General features: G+C 67.9%; 13 protein-coding genes. 6 read left to right on the plus strand and 7 right to left on the minus strand.

What is annotated here, in order from left to right; translation table 11 throughout:
* Positions 1-4: 4 nt before the first annotated feature.
* Both AC1MED_RS02895 and AC1MED_RS02900 read right to left on the minus strand, forming a co-directional pair.
* Positions 5-1,645 (minus strand): stealth family protein, encoded by a 1,641-nt coding sequence (locus tag AC1MED_RS02895; protein ID WP_479785342.1) that lies wholly within the window; start codon positions 1,643-1,645, stop codon positions 5-7.
* A 39-nt stretch (positions 1,646-1,684) separates the two neighbouring features.
* Complete coding sequence (locus AC1MED_RS02900; protein WP_479785343.1) at positions 1,685-2,593, minus strand: Cof-type HAD-IIB family hydrolase; 909 nt, start codon at positions 2,591-2,593, stop codon at positions 1,685-1,687.
* A gap of 209 nt (positions 2,594-2,802) precedes the next feature.
* Between AC1MED_RS02900 and AC1MED_RS02905 the strand changes: the two genes are divergently transcribed.
* Positions 2,803-3,102, plus strand: a complete 300-nt coding sequence (locus tag AC1MED_RS02905; RefSeq protein ID WP_175322235.1) for a type II toxin-antitoxin system VapB family antitoxin — start codon at positions 2,803-2,805, stop codon at positions 3,100-3,102.
* Positions 3,095-3,775: a LytR C-terminal domain-containing protein gene (locus AC1MED_RS02910; protein ID WP_479785344.1), complete on the plus strand. Its 681-nt coding sequence runs from the start codon at positions 3,095-3,097 to the stop codon at positions 3,773-3,775. The genes AC1MED_RS02905 and AC1MED_RS02910 overlap by 8 nt, the downstream gene beginning before the upstream one ends.
* Positions 3,776-3,844: 69 nt before the next feature.
* On the opposite strand, the gene AC1MED_RS02915 is transcribed toward AC1MED_RS02910, so the two are convergent.
* Positions 3,845-4,483, minus strand: a complete 639-nt coding sequence (locus tag AC1MED_RS02915) for a TetR/AcrR family transcriptional regulator (protein ID WP_479785345.1) — start codon at positions 4,481-4,483, stop codon at positions 3,845-3,847.
* Positions 4,484-4,704: 221 nt separating this feature from the next.
* Between AC1MED_RS02915 and AC1MED_RS02920 the strand changes: the two genes are divergently transcribed.
* Positions 4,705-4,962, plus strand: coding sequence for a hypothetical protein (locus AC1MED_RS02920; protein WP_479785346.1), 258 nt, complete (start codon positions 4,705-4,707; stop codon positions 4,960-4,962).
* A gap of 144 nt (positions 4,963-5,106) precedes the next feature.
* Here the strand turns inward: AC1MED_RS02920 and AC1MED_RS02925 are convergent, their stop codons facing one another.
* Positions 5,107-5,817: a DsbA family oxidoreductase gene (locus tag AC1MED_RS02925; protein WP_479785347.1), complete on the minus strand. Its 711-nt coding sequence runs from the start codon at positions 5,815-5,817 to the stop codon at positions 5,107-5,109.
* A gap of 149 nt (positions 5,818-5,966) precedes the next feature.
* Positions 5,967-6,503, minus strand: coding sequence for an N-acetyltransferase family protein (locus tag AC1MED_RS02930; protein WP_479785348.1), 537 nt, complete (start codon positions 6,501-6,503; stop codon positions 5,967-5,969).
* Between the two features lie 195 nt (positions 6,504-6,698).
* On the opposite strand from AC1MED_RS02930, the gene AC1MED_RS02935 reads away from it, so the two are divergent.
* A complete protein-coding gene (locus tag AC1MED_RS02935; RefSeq protein WP_479786532.1) occupies positions 6,699-7,847 on the plus strand; it encodes an MFS transporter in 1,149 nt (382 codons plus the stop codon).
* 193 nt (positions 7,848-8,040) lie between these two features.
* On the opposite strand, the gene aceB is transcribed toward AC1MED_RS02935, so the two are convergent.
* Together aceB and aceA are read right to left on the minus strand one after the other, a co-directional pair.
* A complete protein-coding gene (gene aceB / locus AC1MED_RS02940; RefSeq protein ID WP_479785349.1) occupies positions 8,041-9,705 on the minus strand; it encodes a malate synthase A in 1,665 nt (554 codons plus the stop codon).
* Between the two features lie 207 nt (positions 9,706-9,912).
* Positions 9,913-11,229 carry an isocitrate lyase gene (aceA, locus tag AC1MED_RS02945; RefSeq protein ID WP_479785350.1) on the minus strand — a complete coding sequence of 439 codons (1,317 nt, stop codon included), beginning with the start codon at positions 11,227-11,229 and terminating at the stop codon, positions 9,913-9,915.
* Positions 11,230-11,370: 141 nt separating this feature from the next.
* Here aceA and AC1MED_RS02950 point away from each other — a divergent pair, with 141 nt between their 5' ends.
* A complete protein-coding gene (locus AC1MED_RS02950) occupies positions 11,371-12,882 on the plus strand; it encodes a helix-turn-helix domain-containing protein (protein ID WP_479778456.1) in 1,512 nt (503 codons plus the stop codon).
* Between the two features lie 384 nt (positions 12,883-13,266).
* Positions 13,267-15,015 carry a pyruvate dehydrogenase gene (locus tag AC1MED_RS02955; protein WP_479785351.1) on the plus strand — a complete coding sequence of 583 codons (1,749 nt, stop codon included), beginning with the start codon at positions 13,267-13,269 and terminating at the stop codon, positions 15,013-15,015.
* Positions 15,016-15,027: the final 12 nt, after the last annotated feature.

A 15,027-nucleotide genomic window follows, 5' to 3' on the forward strand; every position in this document is an offset into this window, starting at 1 on the left:
GCTGCTACTTCTCCCAGGGCGCCTTTATCGGGAAGTATTTCTCCAGGAAATCGGTCACCAGTTCGGCGCGCTCCTCGGCTTCCACCTCGGGGAAGCTGCCGTCGTTGAGGCAGAAGAAATCCATGTTCCGCTTGGACAGCAGCTTGGGCAGGTAGTTCAGGCCGGCGCGGGCGGTCGTATCCACGTACCGCACCTTGGCCGCGGTCTGGGTGACGGCCCGCCCGGTCAGCAGCGCGTAGTAGTGGTAGAACGAATTCGTCACGGAGATGTTGTCCGCGGCGCGGAACCTGCTGGCCGCCGTCTTCGCGAACTCGTCCGGGAATTCCTGCTCCATCTGGGCGACTACGCTGCGCCGGAGCGGAGCGGCGGTGTGTTCCAGGTGACGGGTGGTGATCCGTCCGAACCGGTCCCAGAGCAGCTTCCGGTTGACCCGCGCCGCGTTCTCGAAGCCGCTGCGCTCGGCGTCGTTGTCTCCCAGGCCGATGCGCGTCTCCGCTTCAATGAACTTGGTGATCCCGCCCGGGGTGAAGAACATGTCCGGCCGGACAGCCCGGCCGAAGAACATGTCGTCATTGGAATACAGGAAGTGCTCGGAAAGTCCCTCGATGTGGTGGAGCTGGCATTCGACCGCCTGCGAATTGTGCGTCGGCAGCACCGAGGGGTCCGCAAAGAACTCCTCGCTGCGGACGATCGTCACGCCTGGGTGATCTGCGAGCCACTCCGGGGCGGGGGAGTCGGTCGCGATGAAGATCCGGCGGATCCACGGCGCGAACATGTAGACCGAGCGCAGGGCGTACTTCAGCTCATTGATCTGGCGGAAGCGCGCCTCGTGGTCGTCTCCCTCACCCACGACGACGCCGGCCATCCGGGCGCGGCGGGCCGCGATGTACTCGGGTGAGCTGCCGTCCACCCAGGAGAAGACCAGGTCGACGTCGAAGCTGATGTCGCTGGCGTGGTCGGCGAACATGTTCTCGATGGTGGGCCAGGTGTGGCCGTAGCGTTCCACGGTGCCGCGGACGGCGTCCTGGGCCAGCAGGGTCCGGCGGGTCAGGGAATTTTCGATCGGCAGGATCAGCTCGTCGCCCTCGAAGCTCCAGAGCTCCAGCTGGACACCGGCCGAGGCGCCGAACTCCAGACCGCCCTCCGGCTCCACCCGGGGCCGGTAGAGCCGGAAGATCCGGGCCTGGCGGTTGAGGGAAAGCTCCCCGTCGCCCACCAGCACGGAGGACTTCTTTTTGGCGTCCACGGTCATCGAGTAAAACGGCTCGTCCCGGCAGGCCTCCACCAGCGCGGCGCGGAGTTCCCGGCGGTTCTTCCAGTCCACGGCAATCACCGGACGGTCGTTGTTGCCGCGGACCAGGAGGTAGTCCAGGTTCGCCCCGGCCAGCACGGACCGCAGGAACAAAAGGTCCTCAACCATGGCCTGGTACGGCGTGCGGTTCTCATTGATCAGCGCATATCTACCGTGCCGGCGCACCACGTCCGGGCGCGTCCGGAGCCTGGCGACGGCGGCCGGTGAGGTGACCTCCGCGTGGGCGTGGTTGTCCTCGGTTGCCTGGCTGCCGTAGTAAATCTCGTCCTGGATCAATGCGTCTGTAATGTCGATTCTCCGAGCTGGTGAAGGTGCATGGGTCTCTACTTGCATAATAACCCGGGGCGCAAAAACGGCCCGGTGCGCCGGCTCTCAGCCGGCCAGAGCGTCCCGCCAGTGGCGCAGGAACGCCGCGCCGGCGTCGTCGTGGATGACCTCGCCGAGGCCCAAATCGGCCGCAGTCAGGATCCCGTACGGCTTGACCGGAACGCCGTCGGCGGGACGGACGTCCACGTGCTTCACAGGGTGGTCGTTGTGGTGCAGCCAGTCGGCCATGGCGTAGTCCGTGCGCGAGTCGCCCACCGTCCGCCAGGCCTGCGGGGTGATGCCCTGGGCCGCCAGCAGTTCCACCGCCCGGCTCGCACCGAGGTCCTTGCCCAGTCGGACGGATTCGATGTCGGTGGAGATGATGGTGGGGTCCACGCGGTAGTCGATCCGGTCATCGCTGTTCGGTGCGTGATGGTCCAGCCGCACCACGCCGAGGCCGTGCCGGCCCATCAGTTCCATGGCGTCGGCGTCGAACAGGGCCTGTTCATCGCGGTACTCGGAATTGGCGACGGCGATGTGCTGCTCCACGGAGACCATGGCCCGCTTGGTCTCGTCATAGAACATATGGGCGGCGTAGTCCTCCGCCACGAGCCGCCGCACGTCGTCCCCAAAGGCCTGCGGGATGGCGAGTTCCCGGTCCACGTGGACCGCGCCCGGCCCGGCCGCGGTGTAGCTGAACCACACGGCACCCTTCTCGCAGATGGCGTGGATGAGGATCCCGGCCGGCATCCCGGCGGCGATCATCGGCTCCATCACCTGCTCGCGGATAAAAGCATCGGAGCGGCCGGTGTTGAAGATGACCGGAATTCCGGCGGCCGCGAGGGCCAGCAGATCCGAGATGATTCCCGGCTGGACGGTGCGGGTGAGCGGACTCGCGACCGGACCGTCGACGTCGAGCAGCAGGGCCAGCGGCGGGGCCGAAAGCGGCAGGGCGGAAGTCTCGGTTTCAGTCATGCGTCCATTCTCTCAGCAGGGCCGGAACTTCGCCTCCGGCGGCAGCCCCGTGACGTCCGGTGTCCCGCCCTGGAAGGGCTGTGACAGCCCCGTTCAAGCCGGTGACTCACCCGTGGACGGCAGTGACAAATGGTCACTGTTTGGCCACAACCTCCGGCGCCGTGGCCTCTGTGATTCCCCTGGCCAGGGATCTTCCCTAGGCTTGCATGGTGATCTTCAAAGCTGTGGGCGAGGGACGCCCGTACCCTGACCATGGTTTCAACACGCCCAAGGACTGGGCGGCGCTGCCGCCGCGCCCGGTCCGCCTGGACGAACTCGTGACCACCAAACGCACCCTGGACCTGGAAGCGCTGCTGGCCGAAGACTCGACGTTCTTCGGGGACCTCTTCCCGCACGTCGTGGAATTCCGCGGCGTTTTGTACCTGGAGGACGGCCTGCACCGGGCCGTCCGCACCGCCCTGCACCAGCGCACCGCGATCCACGCCCGCGTCCTGGTAATAAATGGCTAGACGGCCCAAGGACCCCGCCGTCCTGCACGGACACAATGTCATCACCGGCTCCGATCTGCGCGCCACCTTCGCGGAACGGGACGAACTGGAAAACCCGGCAAGGACGCGGCGTCGCATCCTGCACGGCGTCGTCCTGGTGCTCCTGGTGGGGCTGGTCGCCGCAGCCATTGTGGTGGCACTGGCGATCATGAACGGCCAGATCAAGATCCCGACGGCGGAGCGCAGCCAGGCCGCGGCGTCGCTGTGCCCGGATGCGACGTATAACTACACGCCGCACGGCAAGATCAAGGTGAACGTTTACAACTCCACAAGCCGGCCGGGGCTGGCCCGGACCGTCGCCAACGAATTCCTGGCCCGCAAGTTCGTGGTGGGTGCGGTGGGCAATACCGAATCCGGCTACCGCGGGGTGGCGCTGGTGGTGTCCGGGGCCGCCGGCCAGTCCGCGGCGTTCAGCGTCCAGCGCAACCTCCCCGGCTCCGACTACGTCCAGGACGGGCGCAAGGACGCGAGCGTGGACGTCATCCTGACCGGGGACTTCAAGGAACTGGCCAAGCCGGCGCTCGTGGACCAGACGCCGGGCAAGCTCAGCTGCCCGCGGGAGACCCGCCGGATCGTTGAGGACCCGGCCCTGCCCGTCGTGCCGACGATCGTCCCGGTCAGCCCCAAACCCTGAGCCGGCCGCCGCCGTTGGCCAGCGTGGGGCGTTCCGCGCTCGACGGCGCGGCTGACGCGGCTGACGCGGCTAGGCGCTGAGCCGGAGGGGACGGCCGTCGTCGTCGAACCGGGCACCGGCACCGAGTTGGATAAAGCGCACGGTCCGGGCGATCCGGGCCTCCGCTTCCGGGTCTGGGCCGGCCCCGTCGCCCCGCGCCGCGCTTGAGGAGAGCGTGCCGTGGATGAGCTGGGCGAGCTGGGAGATGTCCGCGTCCGGGAGGTAGCCCTGCGCCATGCCGTCGCGCAGGATGTCCTGCAGCAGCAGGCTGAGTTCTCCCACGTGGTCCGCCAGCTTCGCGAAGGATGCGGGGGACAGGACGGCACCCATCGCGGGGCCCGGAGGGAGGTGGCGCCGGCTCAGGTCCGCCACCTGGGCGCGCACATAGAGCGCCAGCCGCTCCACGGGGTTCTCCAGTGACGCGAGGGAATCGCGCAGTTCGACGAGGAAACGCTCGGTCTCGTCCAGCGCGTAGGCAATGAGGAGCTCTTCGATGTCCGCGTAGTAGTTGTAGACGGCCGTGCGGCCGATCCGGGCGTGCCGGGCGACGTCGGTCATGGTCAGGCCGGGCAGCCCGTGCGTGAAGAGCAGTTCACCGAAGGCGGTCAGGATGCGGCGCTGGGTCTCGGCTCGTTGGGCGGCGTTGCTCGCGGCCGAAATCCTGGGCATACGGACACTTTAGCGCGATCTGTCAGTAAAAAGTGCTGACGCTTCGGCGTGCGCGCCCTTGCATGCGCTGATCCAGCCCCGCACCCACCGGCGGTAGCCGGGGCCGCGCCGGCGCGCGTCGCGAGAAAATCACGCCCCGGAAACGCCCCCGAAACCTCTCCCGTGCATGCTGGTGGCAAACGGAGCCCCGACGGCGGGGCGCTGATGGGGAGGAGCTGGAAATGGGTGTCGAAGACACGGCAATCCGGACGTGCGGGGAACTGGCCGCCGGGGACGAGATCGAGGCGTGGCACAACGGCAAGCTGTTCCACCGCGGACGGGTCATGCAGACCATCCCGCTGATGGAGCTGTTCTGGATCCTGGACGCCCGGACCGGCGCCCGGAAACTGCTCGACGTCGAGGCGCTGGAGATCGTCCGGTGCGCCCCGGCTGCGGGGCTGGCGTCCGGTCTTACCGCAGCACTGGCCCAGCCCGCCTGAAGCGCGAACGTACACTTGAGGCCCCGCGCCGCCTGGCACCTGGGGTGCGAACGTACACTTGAGGCCCCGCGCCGGCGGTTTATTGGGGCCGCAAGTGTACGTTCGCGCAGGAGTGGGAGGCGTTCGCGCAGGAGTGAGGCCGGCTCAGATGGGGCATCCGTCCGGGCCGCAGGCGGCACCGTCCGGACCGGACGTGCCGGCGTCGACCATGACCAGCGGTTGGCTTTCCTGCCAGGCCTGTTCGAGGGCTGCGGTGAAGGTTTCCGCAGGCTGGGCGCCTGAGAGGCCGTACTTGCGGTCGATGACGAAGAACGGCACGCCGCTGACGCCCAGGGCGCGGGCCTCCGCGAAGTCCTGCCGCACGGCGTCGGCGTATTTGTCCGTGCTGAACAGTTCTTCCAGCTCGCCGGCGTCGATCCCTAGCTCGAGGCCCAGCGAGGTGAGGTATTCGCGGCTGCCGATGTCGCGGCCGTGCTCGAAGTGGTCGCTGAGCAGCCGTTCCTTGGCGGCATCCTGCTTTCCGTGCGCGGCGGCGAGGTGGATCAGGCGGTGGGCTGTGAAACTGTTGGCCACCACGACGTCGTCGAACCGGTAGTTGAGCCCCTCGGCGCTGGCCTGCGCCGCCACGTGCTCGAACATCCCGGTGACCTGGTCCGGCGCCATGCCCTTGCGGGTGCTCAGGTAGTCCAGCTCGGTGCCGTCGTAGTGCTCCGGCAGGGAGGGATCCAGCTGGAAGCTGCGCCACTGCACCTCCACGGCGTCGCGGTGCGGGAACGCCGCGAGGGCGGTTTCAAAACGGCGCTTGCCGATGTAGCACCAGGGGCAGGCCACGTCGGACCAGATCTCAATCTTCATGCTGGCGACAACCGCGCCGGACCCGGGCCCATTCCCGCCGGCCCACCAGCTCACAAAGCGCGAACGGACACTTGCGGCCCTGGAACCGCGGATTTCTTGGGCCCCAAGTGTACGTTCGCGCTGGCTGGCTGGCGGGCGAGGGTGCGCGGTCAGGGGGCGAGCGGGCGCTCCATGACGAAGTCGTGCTCCACGGTGTTTCCCAGCCTGAACGACTTCGTACCGACTTTCCGGAAGCCGGACTTCTCGTAAAACCTGATGGCACGGGCGTTCTGGCTGTTCACGCCGAGCCAGAGGCCGCGGGCGCCTGTTCCGGCCGCCGCGGCGATGCTGGCCCGCATTAGCTCGGCCGCCGCGCCGAGGCCGTGGTGGTCCGGATGGACGTAGCACTTGCTCAGCTCCGTGCTCGGCGCGGCGTCCAGGACGCCGGCCACGTCAGGATCCTCCGTGCGCCGGTCCAGGAGCAGGCTGTAGCCGCGGAGCGTCCCGCCCGCGTCGATCACGAGCACCGTGACATCCGGATTGACGAGGTACTCCCGGAAGTTGGCTTCGCTGAGCGTATTCGCCAAGTGCGCGGCGATATCCTCGGGGCGGGATTCCGGCGGGCAGGCGAGTGGAAAGGTGATGGCGGCCAGTTCGGCCAGCGGGCCGGCGTCGTCGGCGGTGGCCTTCCGGATCACGTGCGTCATGCCAAAAACCCTAGTCCGCGGACCGCGCGGGGTGACCTTCGTGAAGCTGCGGCCGTCATCTTCCGGCGGGTGCGGCGTGCCCCGCGGCGGCCGCGTGATAGCAATGGGATTGATGAAAACATACTTCTGCCCGGTTGCCGGCCCGCGGACGGCAGGGTGAACGCCCTGGCGAGGATCCCGCGCGGCTCGCTGCTGATGATCGCCATCGGACTCATCGCCCTCAACATGCGTGGGCCGTTCGTCGCGGTGGCGCCGGTGGTGGGGAACATGCGCCAGGACCTGGGGTTCTCACCCGTCGAAATTGGGTTCCTGACCGGGATCCCGGTGCTCTGCTTCGCGCTCGCAGCCCCGCTGGCTTCGCTGACGGGCCGGAAGCTGGGCCCGGAGTTCGCGATCACGCTGACCCTGATGGGCGTGCTGCTGGGCGTCGTGGTGCGCTCCGCCGGCGGGGGCGCCCTGGTCATGCTGGGCACCGTAATCCTGGGCGTCGCGATCACGATCGGCAACATTGTGGTCCCGCTGATCATCCGGCGTGACTTCAGCCCGGCCAGGCAGGCCGCCGCCATGGGCACCTACACCGCCGCGCTAAACATCGGCTCCTTCGTCACGTCCATGATCACGGCGCCATTGGCGGAGCTGCTCGGCTGGCGTCCGGCCATCGCGGCGTGCGCCCTCTTCGCGGTTGCCGCCGGCGCGGTGTGGGTGCTGGCCGCCGGCAGCAGCTCGCTCCGGCCCGAAGCGATCCCCGGGGCAGACCCAACCCGGACGGCGGGGCGGCCGGCGTCGCGCTGGATCACCGTGGCCCTGACCGCGGGCTTCGCCGGCCAGGCTTTCTCCTACTATGGCGTCACCGCCTGGCTGCCCAGCCTCCTGGCCGATGAACTGGGGCTGGCGCCGTCGGCGGCCGGCGCCGGATCCTCGCTCTTCCAGATCCTGGCGATCGCGGGCGGGCTGGGCGTTCCGTTCGTGGCGCGTTTTGCCAGCACGACGACGGTCGGGCTCACCCTGGGGGCGCTGTGGCTGACGGTGCCGTTGGGGCTCTTGCTCGCCCCGGAGCTGTGGTGGTTGTGGTCATCCTCCGGTGGCGTGGCCCAGGGCGGCGGCATCACCCTGATCTTCATCGCCATCATCCGGCTGGCCCGCGACCAGGCCTCGGCGGGCCGGATGTCCGCAGTCGTCCAGGGCGCCGGGTACTGCTTCGGCGCCGCTGCCCCCACCCTGCTGGGCTACGTGCACGGCATCTCCGGCTCCTGGACCGGGCCGCTGCTGATGATCCTGGGCTCGGTAGCCCTGTTCATCCTGGGCTGTGCGCTGTCCCTGCGCCACATCCCGAAGCCGCGCTGACCCAGCCGCCTGCGCGGGCCAGCAGCCTGCGCGAACGGACACTTGAGGCCCATGTTGTGAAGAAAACATGGGCCTCAAGTGTCCGTTCGACGCCGTTGTCGGGTGGTTCGGGGAGGGTGTTCCGTTGCCGGGCTGCCGCCCCGGATCTCGGGGAGCCTGTTGCGGAGGGCGTGGCAGCCCGGCGGACGGAATTCTAGGCGGCCACGAGGCCCGCTCCGCTGGCGGTGTGCTCGGCACCGTCGCGGGCTTCGTGCAGGAAGCGGTCGTAGGCCGGCAGCGTCAGGAAGGCGGGGAACTCGTTGCCGAGCGTGACCTCCTCGAAGATATCCCGGGCGTCGGCGAAGCGGTCGCCTTCGAAGCGTTCCAGCTTGGCGAACTCCTCATCCAGCATGTCTTCGACCCATTCGTGGGTGATGACATCGCCCGCGTCCGTGATGGCGCGGGAGAAGATCCACTGCCAGAGCTGCGAGCGGGAGATCTCCGCAGTCGCGGCGTCCTCCATCAGGTTGTGGATGGCCACTGCCCCGTTGCCGCGCAGCCAGGACTCGATGTAGCGGATGCCCACCTCGATGTTGTTCCGGACACCCTGTTCGGTGATGGTGCCCGTGGTGGCGGAGATGTCGATCAGCGCGCGGTCATCCGGGGTGACGTCCTCGCGGAGGCGGTCCAGCTGGTTCGGACGGTCGCCGAGGACGCCGTCGAACACTTCGCGGCACACCGGAACCAGATCCGGGTGCGCCACCCAGGAGCCGTCGAAACCGTCGGCTGCCTCGCGGGTCTTGTCGGCGCGCACCTTCTCGAAGGCAATCGCGTTGGCTTCCTGGTCCTTGCGGTTGGGGACGGCCGCGGCCATGCCGCCGATCGCCATGGCGCCGCGCTTGTGGCAGGCCCGCACCAGCTGTTCGGTGTAGGCGCGCATGAACGGCTGCGTCATGGTTACCTGGCCGCGGTCCGGCAGCACAAAGCGGGGTCCGCGGGTGCGGAAGTTCTTGATCAGCGAGAAGATGTAGTCCCAGCGGCCGGCGTTCAGGCCCGCGGCGTGCTCGCGCAGCTCGTAGAGGATCTCCTCCATCTCGAACGCGGCGGTGATGGTCTCGATCAGCACCGTGGCGCGGATGGTGCCCTGCGGGATGCCCAGCAGGTCCTGGGCCAGGATGAAGATGTCGTTCCACAGCCGCGCCTCGAGGTGGTTCTCAATCTTCGGCAGGTAGAAGTACGGCCCCTTGCCCTGGGCGATCAGGCGGCGGGCGTTGTGGAAGAAGTACAGGCCGAAGTCCGCGATGCCGCCGGCCACCGGGGTGCCGTCAATGATCATGTGCTTTTCCGGCAGGTGCCAGCCGCGGGGCCGGACCACGACCGTGGGCAGATCCTCGGCGGAGCGGAGCTTGTACTCCTTGCCTTCCGGGGAGGTGAAATCAATCCGGCGTTCCAGCGCGTCGGTCAGGTTCAGCTGGCCCTGGATGACGTTGCGCCAAGACGGCGTGGACGCATCCTCCATGTCAGCCAGCCACACCTTGGCGCCCGAGTTCAGGGCGTTGATGGCCATCTTCTTGTCCACCGGGCCGGTGATCTCGACCCGGCGGTCCGTCAGTCCCGGCGCCGGGGGAGCGACGCGCCAGTCCGGATCGTTGCGGATGGACGCGGTCTCCGGGAGGAACCGCGGGTCCTGGCCCTTGCTGATCTGCTGGCGGCGTTCCTGCCGGGCCCGCAACAGCTCCTGGCGGCGCTCCGCCGTCGCCCGGTGCAGCTTGGCGACAAACGCCAGAGCGTCCGGCGTCAGCACTTCGCTCTGCCGGCATATCGGCTGGGCCGTCAACGTAACCCCGTTGATAGTGAAGTTGTCAGTGAAGCTGTTCATTTCAATCTCTCCTCGGAGAAGCAAATGTTCGACGGCGAATGGTGACGTAACCGCGAGGCCAAAGGTGCCGGTCTTGCGGCAGCCTGCGTAAAAGGGGCCCTGTGGCCGGCTTCGTCCTCGCTCAGCGAGGTAAGAAGCCGGCCACGGGGAATAGCAGGCAGAGCAAGGCCTGACCGAAGGCCCGGCGCAACACCGCCGTCGTGAGTTCTAGTGGAACTGGCCTTCTTCGGTGGATCCCACCAGGGCCAGGGTGGATGCGTTCGGGTTGAGCGCGGTGGCGATGTCGTCGAAGTAGCCGGTGCCGACTTCGCGCTGGTGCTTGGTGGCGGTGTAGCCGCGGGCTTCGGAGGCGAATTCCTTTTCCTGCAGCTCGACGTAGGCGCTCATGCCTTCCCGGGCGTAACCGTGGGCGAGGTCGAACATCGAGTAGTTCAGGGCGTGGAAGCCGGCCAGGGTGATGAACTGGAAGGTGAAGCCCATGGCGCCGAGTTCGCGCTGGAACTTCGCGATTGTGGCGTCGTCGAGGTGCTTGCGCCAGTTGAACGACGGCGAGCAGTTGTAGGAGAGCATCTGGTCCGGGAACTCGGCTTTGACCGATTCGGCGAACTTGCGGGCCAGCTCCAGGTCCGGGGTGCCGGTCTCCATCCAGATGAGGTCGGAGTACGGGGCGTAGGCCTTGGCCCGGGCGATGCAGGGTTCGATTCCGTTGCGGACCTTGTAGAAGCCCTCGGCGGTCCGTTCGCCCGTGATGAATTCCTGGTCGCGCTCGTCGACGTCGGAGGTGATCAGGGTGGCTGCCTCGGCGTCGGTGCGGGCGATGATGACCGACGGCGTGCCGGCGACGTCGGCGGCGAGGCGGGCGGCGTTCAACGTGCGGACGTGCTGCTGGGTGGGGATCAGGACCTTGCCGCCGAGGTGGCCGCACTTCTTCTCAGACGCGAGCTGGTCTTCCCAGTGAACGCCCGAGGCGCCGGCCTGGATCATGGACTTCATCAGCTCGTAGGCGTTCAGCGGACCGCCGAACCCGGCCTCGGCGTCGGCGACGATCGGCACCATCCAGTCCTCCACGGTCTGGATGCCTTCGGAGAACTCGATCTGGTCCGCGCGGAGCAGCGCGTTGTTGATGCGGCGGACCACGGTGGGGACGGAGTTTGCCGGGTACAGCGACTGGTCCGGGTAGGTGTGGCCGGAGTTGTTCGCGTCGGCGGCAACCTGCCAGCCGGAAAGGTAGATGGCGCGCAGCCCGGCCTTGACCTGCTGCACGGCCTGGTTGCCGGTCAGGGCGCCGAGGGCGTTGGTGTACTTGCCCTCCTTGTGCTCCGAGGTGAGCTGCTTCCACAGCTTCTCCGAGCCGCGGCGGGCCAGCGTGTGTTCCTCGGAGACGCGGCCGCGGAGGCGGACGACGTCGGATGCCGAGTAATCCCGAGTGACGCCTTCCCAGCGCGGGTTGGCAGCCCACTCGAGCTCCAGGGCGGCAGCCTGCTCTTCGGGCGTCTGCTGGGTGGGCTCAATTGCTGCAGTCATCTTTGTCTCCTTGATGGGTCCGGGGCCGGCAGGCCCGCGTCGCTGCGGGTCCGGCTGGCGGTTCCCGGGGTGTGAATCTTTCCGTAAGACCTACTTTTCTGCACTTTCAAGGGGGTTGCTAGAGGGAAACTATGGAAAGAAGTGCACTTCTTCCCGTATTCTCAAGAAATGCATCCAAACAGCTGGAACCGTCAGGCCGTCTCCGCGCCCCTCTCTGCAGAGCCGGAGGTGGACGTCATCAGCATGGGCCGCAGGGTCCGCCACCTGCGCAAGGCCGCCGGGCTCACGCTCGATGACCTAAGTGCCGCCGTCGGGACGGCGCCGAGCCAGCTGAGCCTGATCGAAAACGGCAAGCGTGAGCCCAAGCTCGGCTTGCTCCAGCAGCTCGCGGCGGCGTTGGGCGTCAGCATCGACGAACTGCTCGGCGCGGAACCGCCGAACCGCCGCGCGGCCCTCGAGATCGAGCTGGAGCGCTACCAGCGCAGCCCCCTGTACGAGTCCCTGAAACTGCCCCGGATCCGCATCAGTTCGCGGCTGCCGATGGATGTGCTGGAGTCCATGGTGGGGCTGCAGCATGAGCTGGAACGCCGGCTCAACGAGCAGGTCGCCACACCGGAGGAAGCCCGCCGGGCCAACGGTGAACTGCGGGCCATGATGCGGGAGCGGAACAACTACTTCCCGGAATACGAGGCGGAAGCGCAGAAGGTCCTCGCGTCGGTGGGCCACACATCCGGGCCGTTGTCCCACCACGTGATCGCGGACATCGCCGGGCACCTCGGATTCAGCCTGCACCACGTCGGGGACCTGCCGCATTCCACCCGTTCGGTGACGGATCTCAAGAACCGCCGAATTTACCTCACGCAGAATGCCCGCAGCGACCACGACCCGCGGTCGGTGCTGCTGCAGGCCCTGGGCCACTACGTCCTGGGCCACCAGACGCCCACGAACTACGGCGACTTCCTGATGCAGCGGGTCGCGACGAACTACTTCGCCGCAGCGCTGATGCTGCCGGAGCAGGCCACCGTGGATTTCCTGCAGAAGGCCAAGGCGGCGAAGGAAATCGCGGTGGAGGACATTAGGGATGCCTTCGCGGTGTCCTACGAGACCGCCGCGCACCGCTTCACCAACCTCGCCACGCAGCACCTGGACCTGCGCACGCACTTTCAGAAGACTCACAAGAGCGGCATCATCTACAAGGCGTATGAGAACGACGGCGTGACGTTCCCGCAGGACCACACCGGCGCCATCGAGGGCCAGCCCTCGTGTAAGAACTGGACCTCCCGGGTGGTGTTCGATGTGCCGGACAAGTTCAGCGCCTACAACCAGTACACCGACACACCGGCCGGGACGTACTGGTGCACGGCCCGGACGGAGCGGTCCGCGAACGGGGAATTCTCACTCTCCGTGGGGGTGCCCTACGCCCAGGTGAAGTGGTTCCGCGGCCGCGACACCACGGAGCGGTCCAAGTCGACCTGTCCGGACGAGAGCTGCTGCCGCAGGCCCCCGGCGACCCTGACCGCGGAGTGGGCCGGCAACGCCTGGCCGTCGGCCCGCGCCCACTCGCACCTGCTCGCGGCGATGCCGCCCGGCGCCTTCCCCGGTGTGGACGAAACCGAGGTCTACTCCTTCCTGCAGGCCCACTCCGGGAGCTGAGCCCGACGGTTTCCGGTCCGACGCTCCCTCAGGTCCTGCGCGGTTTCGCCGGACGCTCCCTCACGTCCCGCGGGCTGTTGGGCGACGCTCCCTCACGTCCCGCGGGCTGTTGGGCGACGCTCCCTCACGTCCGGCGCCTGTTGGGCGACGCTCCCGCAGATTCGGCGTTTTTCAGTGTGACGCATCTGCGCATCACGTGAGGCAGCGTGTAGTGATCTGTTGCAGACCTGAGGGGGCGTCCGTGGTTTTGTTGCGGAACCTGAGGGAGCGTTCATGGAATCGCTGCAGAACCTGAGGGAGCGTCCTTCTGGGACCCGCGCCAAGGTGGGCGGACTATATTGGCCAGTGTCAGCTCATCGATCCACCTCGCGGGAGCGTGCACCCATGGCCAAGGAACTTGCCACCCAGCTCGTCGAACAACTCCAGGCTGCCGGCGTGCAGCGGATCTACGGGATTGTCGGCGACAGCCTCAATCCGATTGTCGACGCCGTCCGGAAGACCGGCGGCGCCGCGAAGGGCGGGATCGACTGGATCCACGTCCGGCATGAGGAGGCCGCGGCCTTCGCTGCCGCCGCCGAGGCCCAGCTGACCGGCCGGCTCGCGGTCTGTGCCGGCTCGTGCGGCCCGGGCAACCTGCACCTGATCAACGGACTTTACGACGCCAACCGCTCTGGCGCGCCGGTCCTCGCCATCGCCTCGCACATCCCGAGTAAGCAGATCGGCAGCAGCTTCTTCCAGGAAACCCACCCGGACCGGCTCTTCAACGAGTGCTCGGTGTACTCCGAACTCATCAGCACCGCAGAACAGGCGCCGCGGGTGATGCACAGCGCCATCCAGCACGCCGTCGCCCTCCGCGGCGTCGCCGTCGTGACACTGCCCGGCGACATCGCCGGGCTGGAGGCGACCGCCGAAACCCCGGCGCCGGCAGCCTTCCGGCCGGCGGCGCTGGTACCTGACCCCGCGAGCGTGCGGGAGCTTGCGGACGCCATCAACGACGCCGGGAAGGTGGCCATCTTCGCCGGGGCCGGCGTCGACGGCGCGCACGACGAGGTGATCGCGCTCGCCGAACTGCTCGCCGCGCCGATCGGGCACTCGCTGCGCGGCAAGGACTTCATGCAGTACGACAACCCCTACGACATCGGCATGACCGGCCTGCTCGGCTACGGCGCCGCGGCCGAGGGGATCGAGGACGCGGACCTGCTGATCCTGCTCGGCACCGACTTCCCCTACGACCAGTTCCTGCCCGGGACCCGGACCGCGCAGGTCGACCGCGCCGCGCAGAACCTGGGCCGGCGGACCGACGTCGACGTCGCCGTGCACGGCGACGTGCTGCCCACGCTCGCGGCCCTCATGCCCCTGCTGAAGCCGAAGAAGAGCCGCCGCTTCCTCGACTCGATGCTCAAGAAGCACGACCGGCTGATGAACAAGGCCGTCGGCGCCTACACCCGCAAGGTCGAAAAAACCCAGCCGATCCACCCCGAATACGCGGCCTCGCTGCTGGATCAGGTGGCGGCGGAGGATGCGGTCTTCACCGCGGATACGGGCATGTGCAACGTCTGGACCGCCCGGTACATCAACCCGCTGGGCACCCGCCGGCTGATCGGCTCGTACCTGCACGGCTCCATGGCCAACGCGCTGCCGCACGCCATCGGCGCCCAGCTGGCCTACCCGGGACGCCAGGTGGTCTCGGTCTCCGGCGACGGCGGCCTGTCGATGCTCCTGGGCGAGCTGATCACTGTCGCAGCGCACCGGCTCCCGGTCAACGTGGTGGTCTTCAACAACTCCACCCTGGGCATGGTCAAGCTTGAGATGCTGGTGGACGGGCTGCCCGACTTTGGCGTCGACGTGCCCGACGCCAACTACGCCGACGTGGCCCGCGCCCTGGGCTTCCACGCCGTCCGTGTGACCGACCCGGCGAAAATCGAGGCCGCGTACCGGGAGGCGTTTGCGCACCCCGGGCCGTCGCTGGTGGAGCTGATCACGGATCCCAAGGCACTCTCGATCCCGCCGAAGATCAAGGGTGCGCAGATCCTGGGCTTCGCCACGGCCATGTCCAAGGTGGTCCTCAACCGGGGCGCCGGCGAGGCCGTGAGCATGGCCCGCAGCAACCTGCGTAACATCCCGCGGCGCTGACGGGCCGGGCCC

It is taken from the genome of Arthrobacter sp. BI5 (assembly GCF_056680065.1).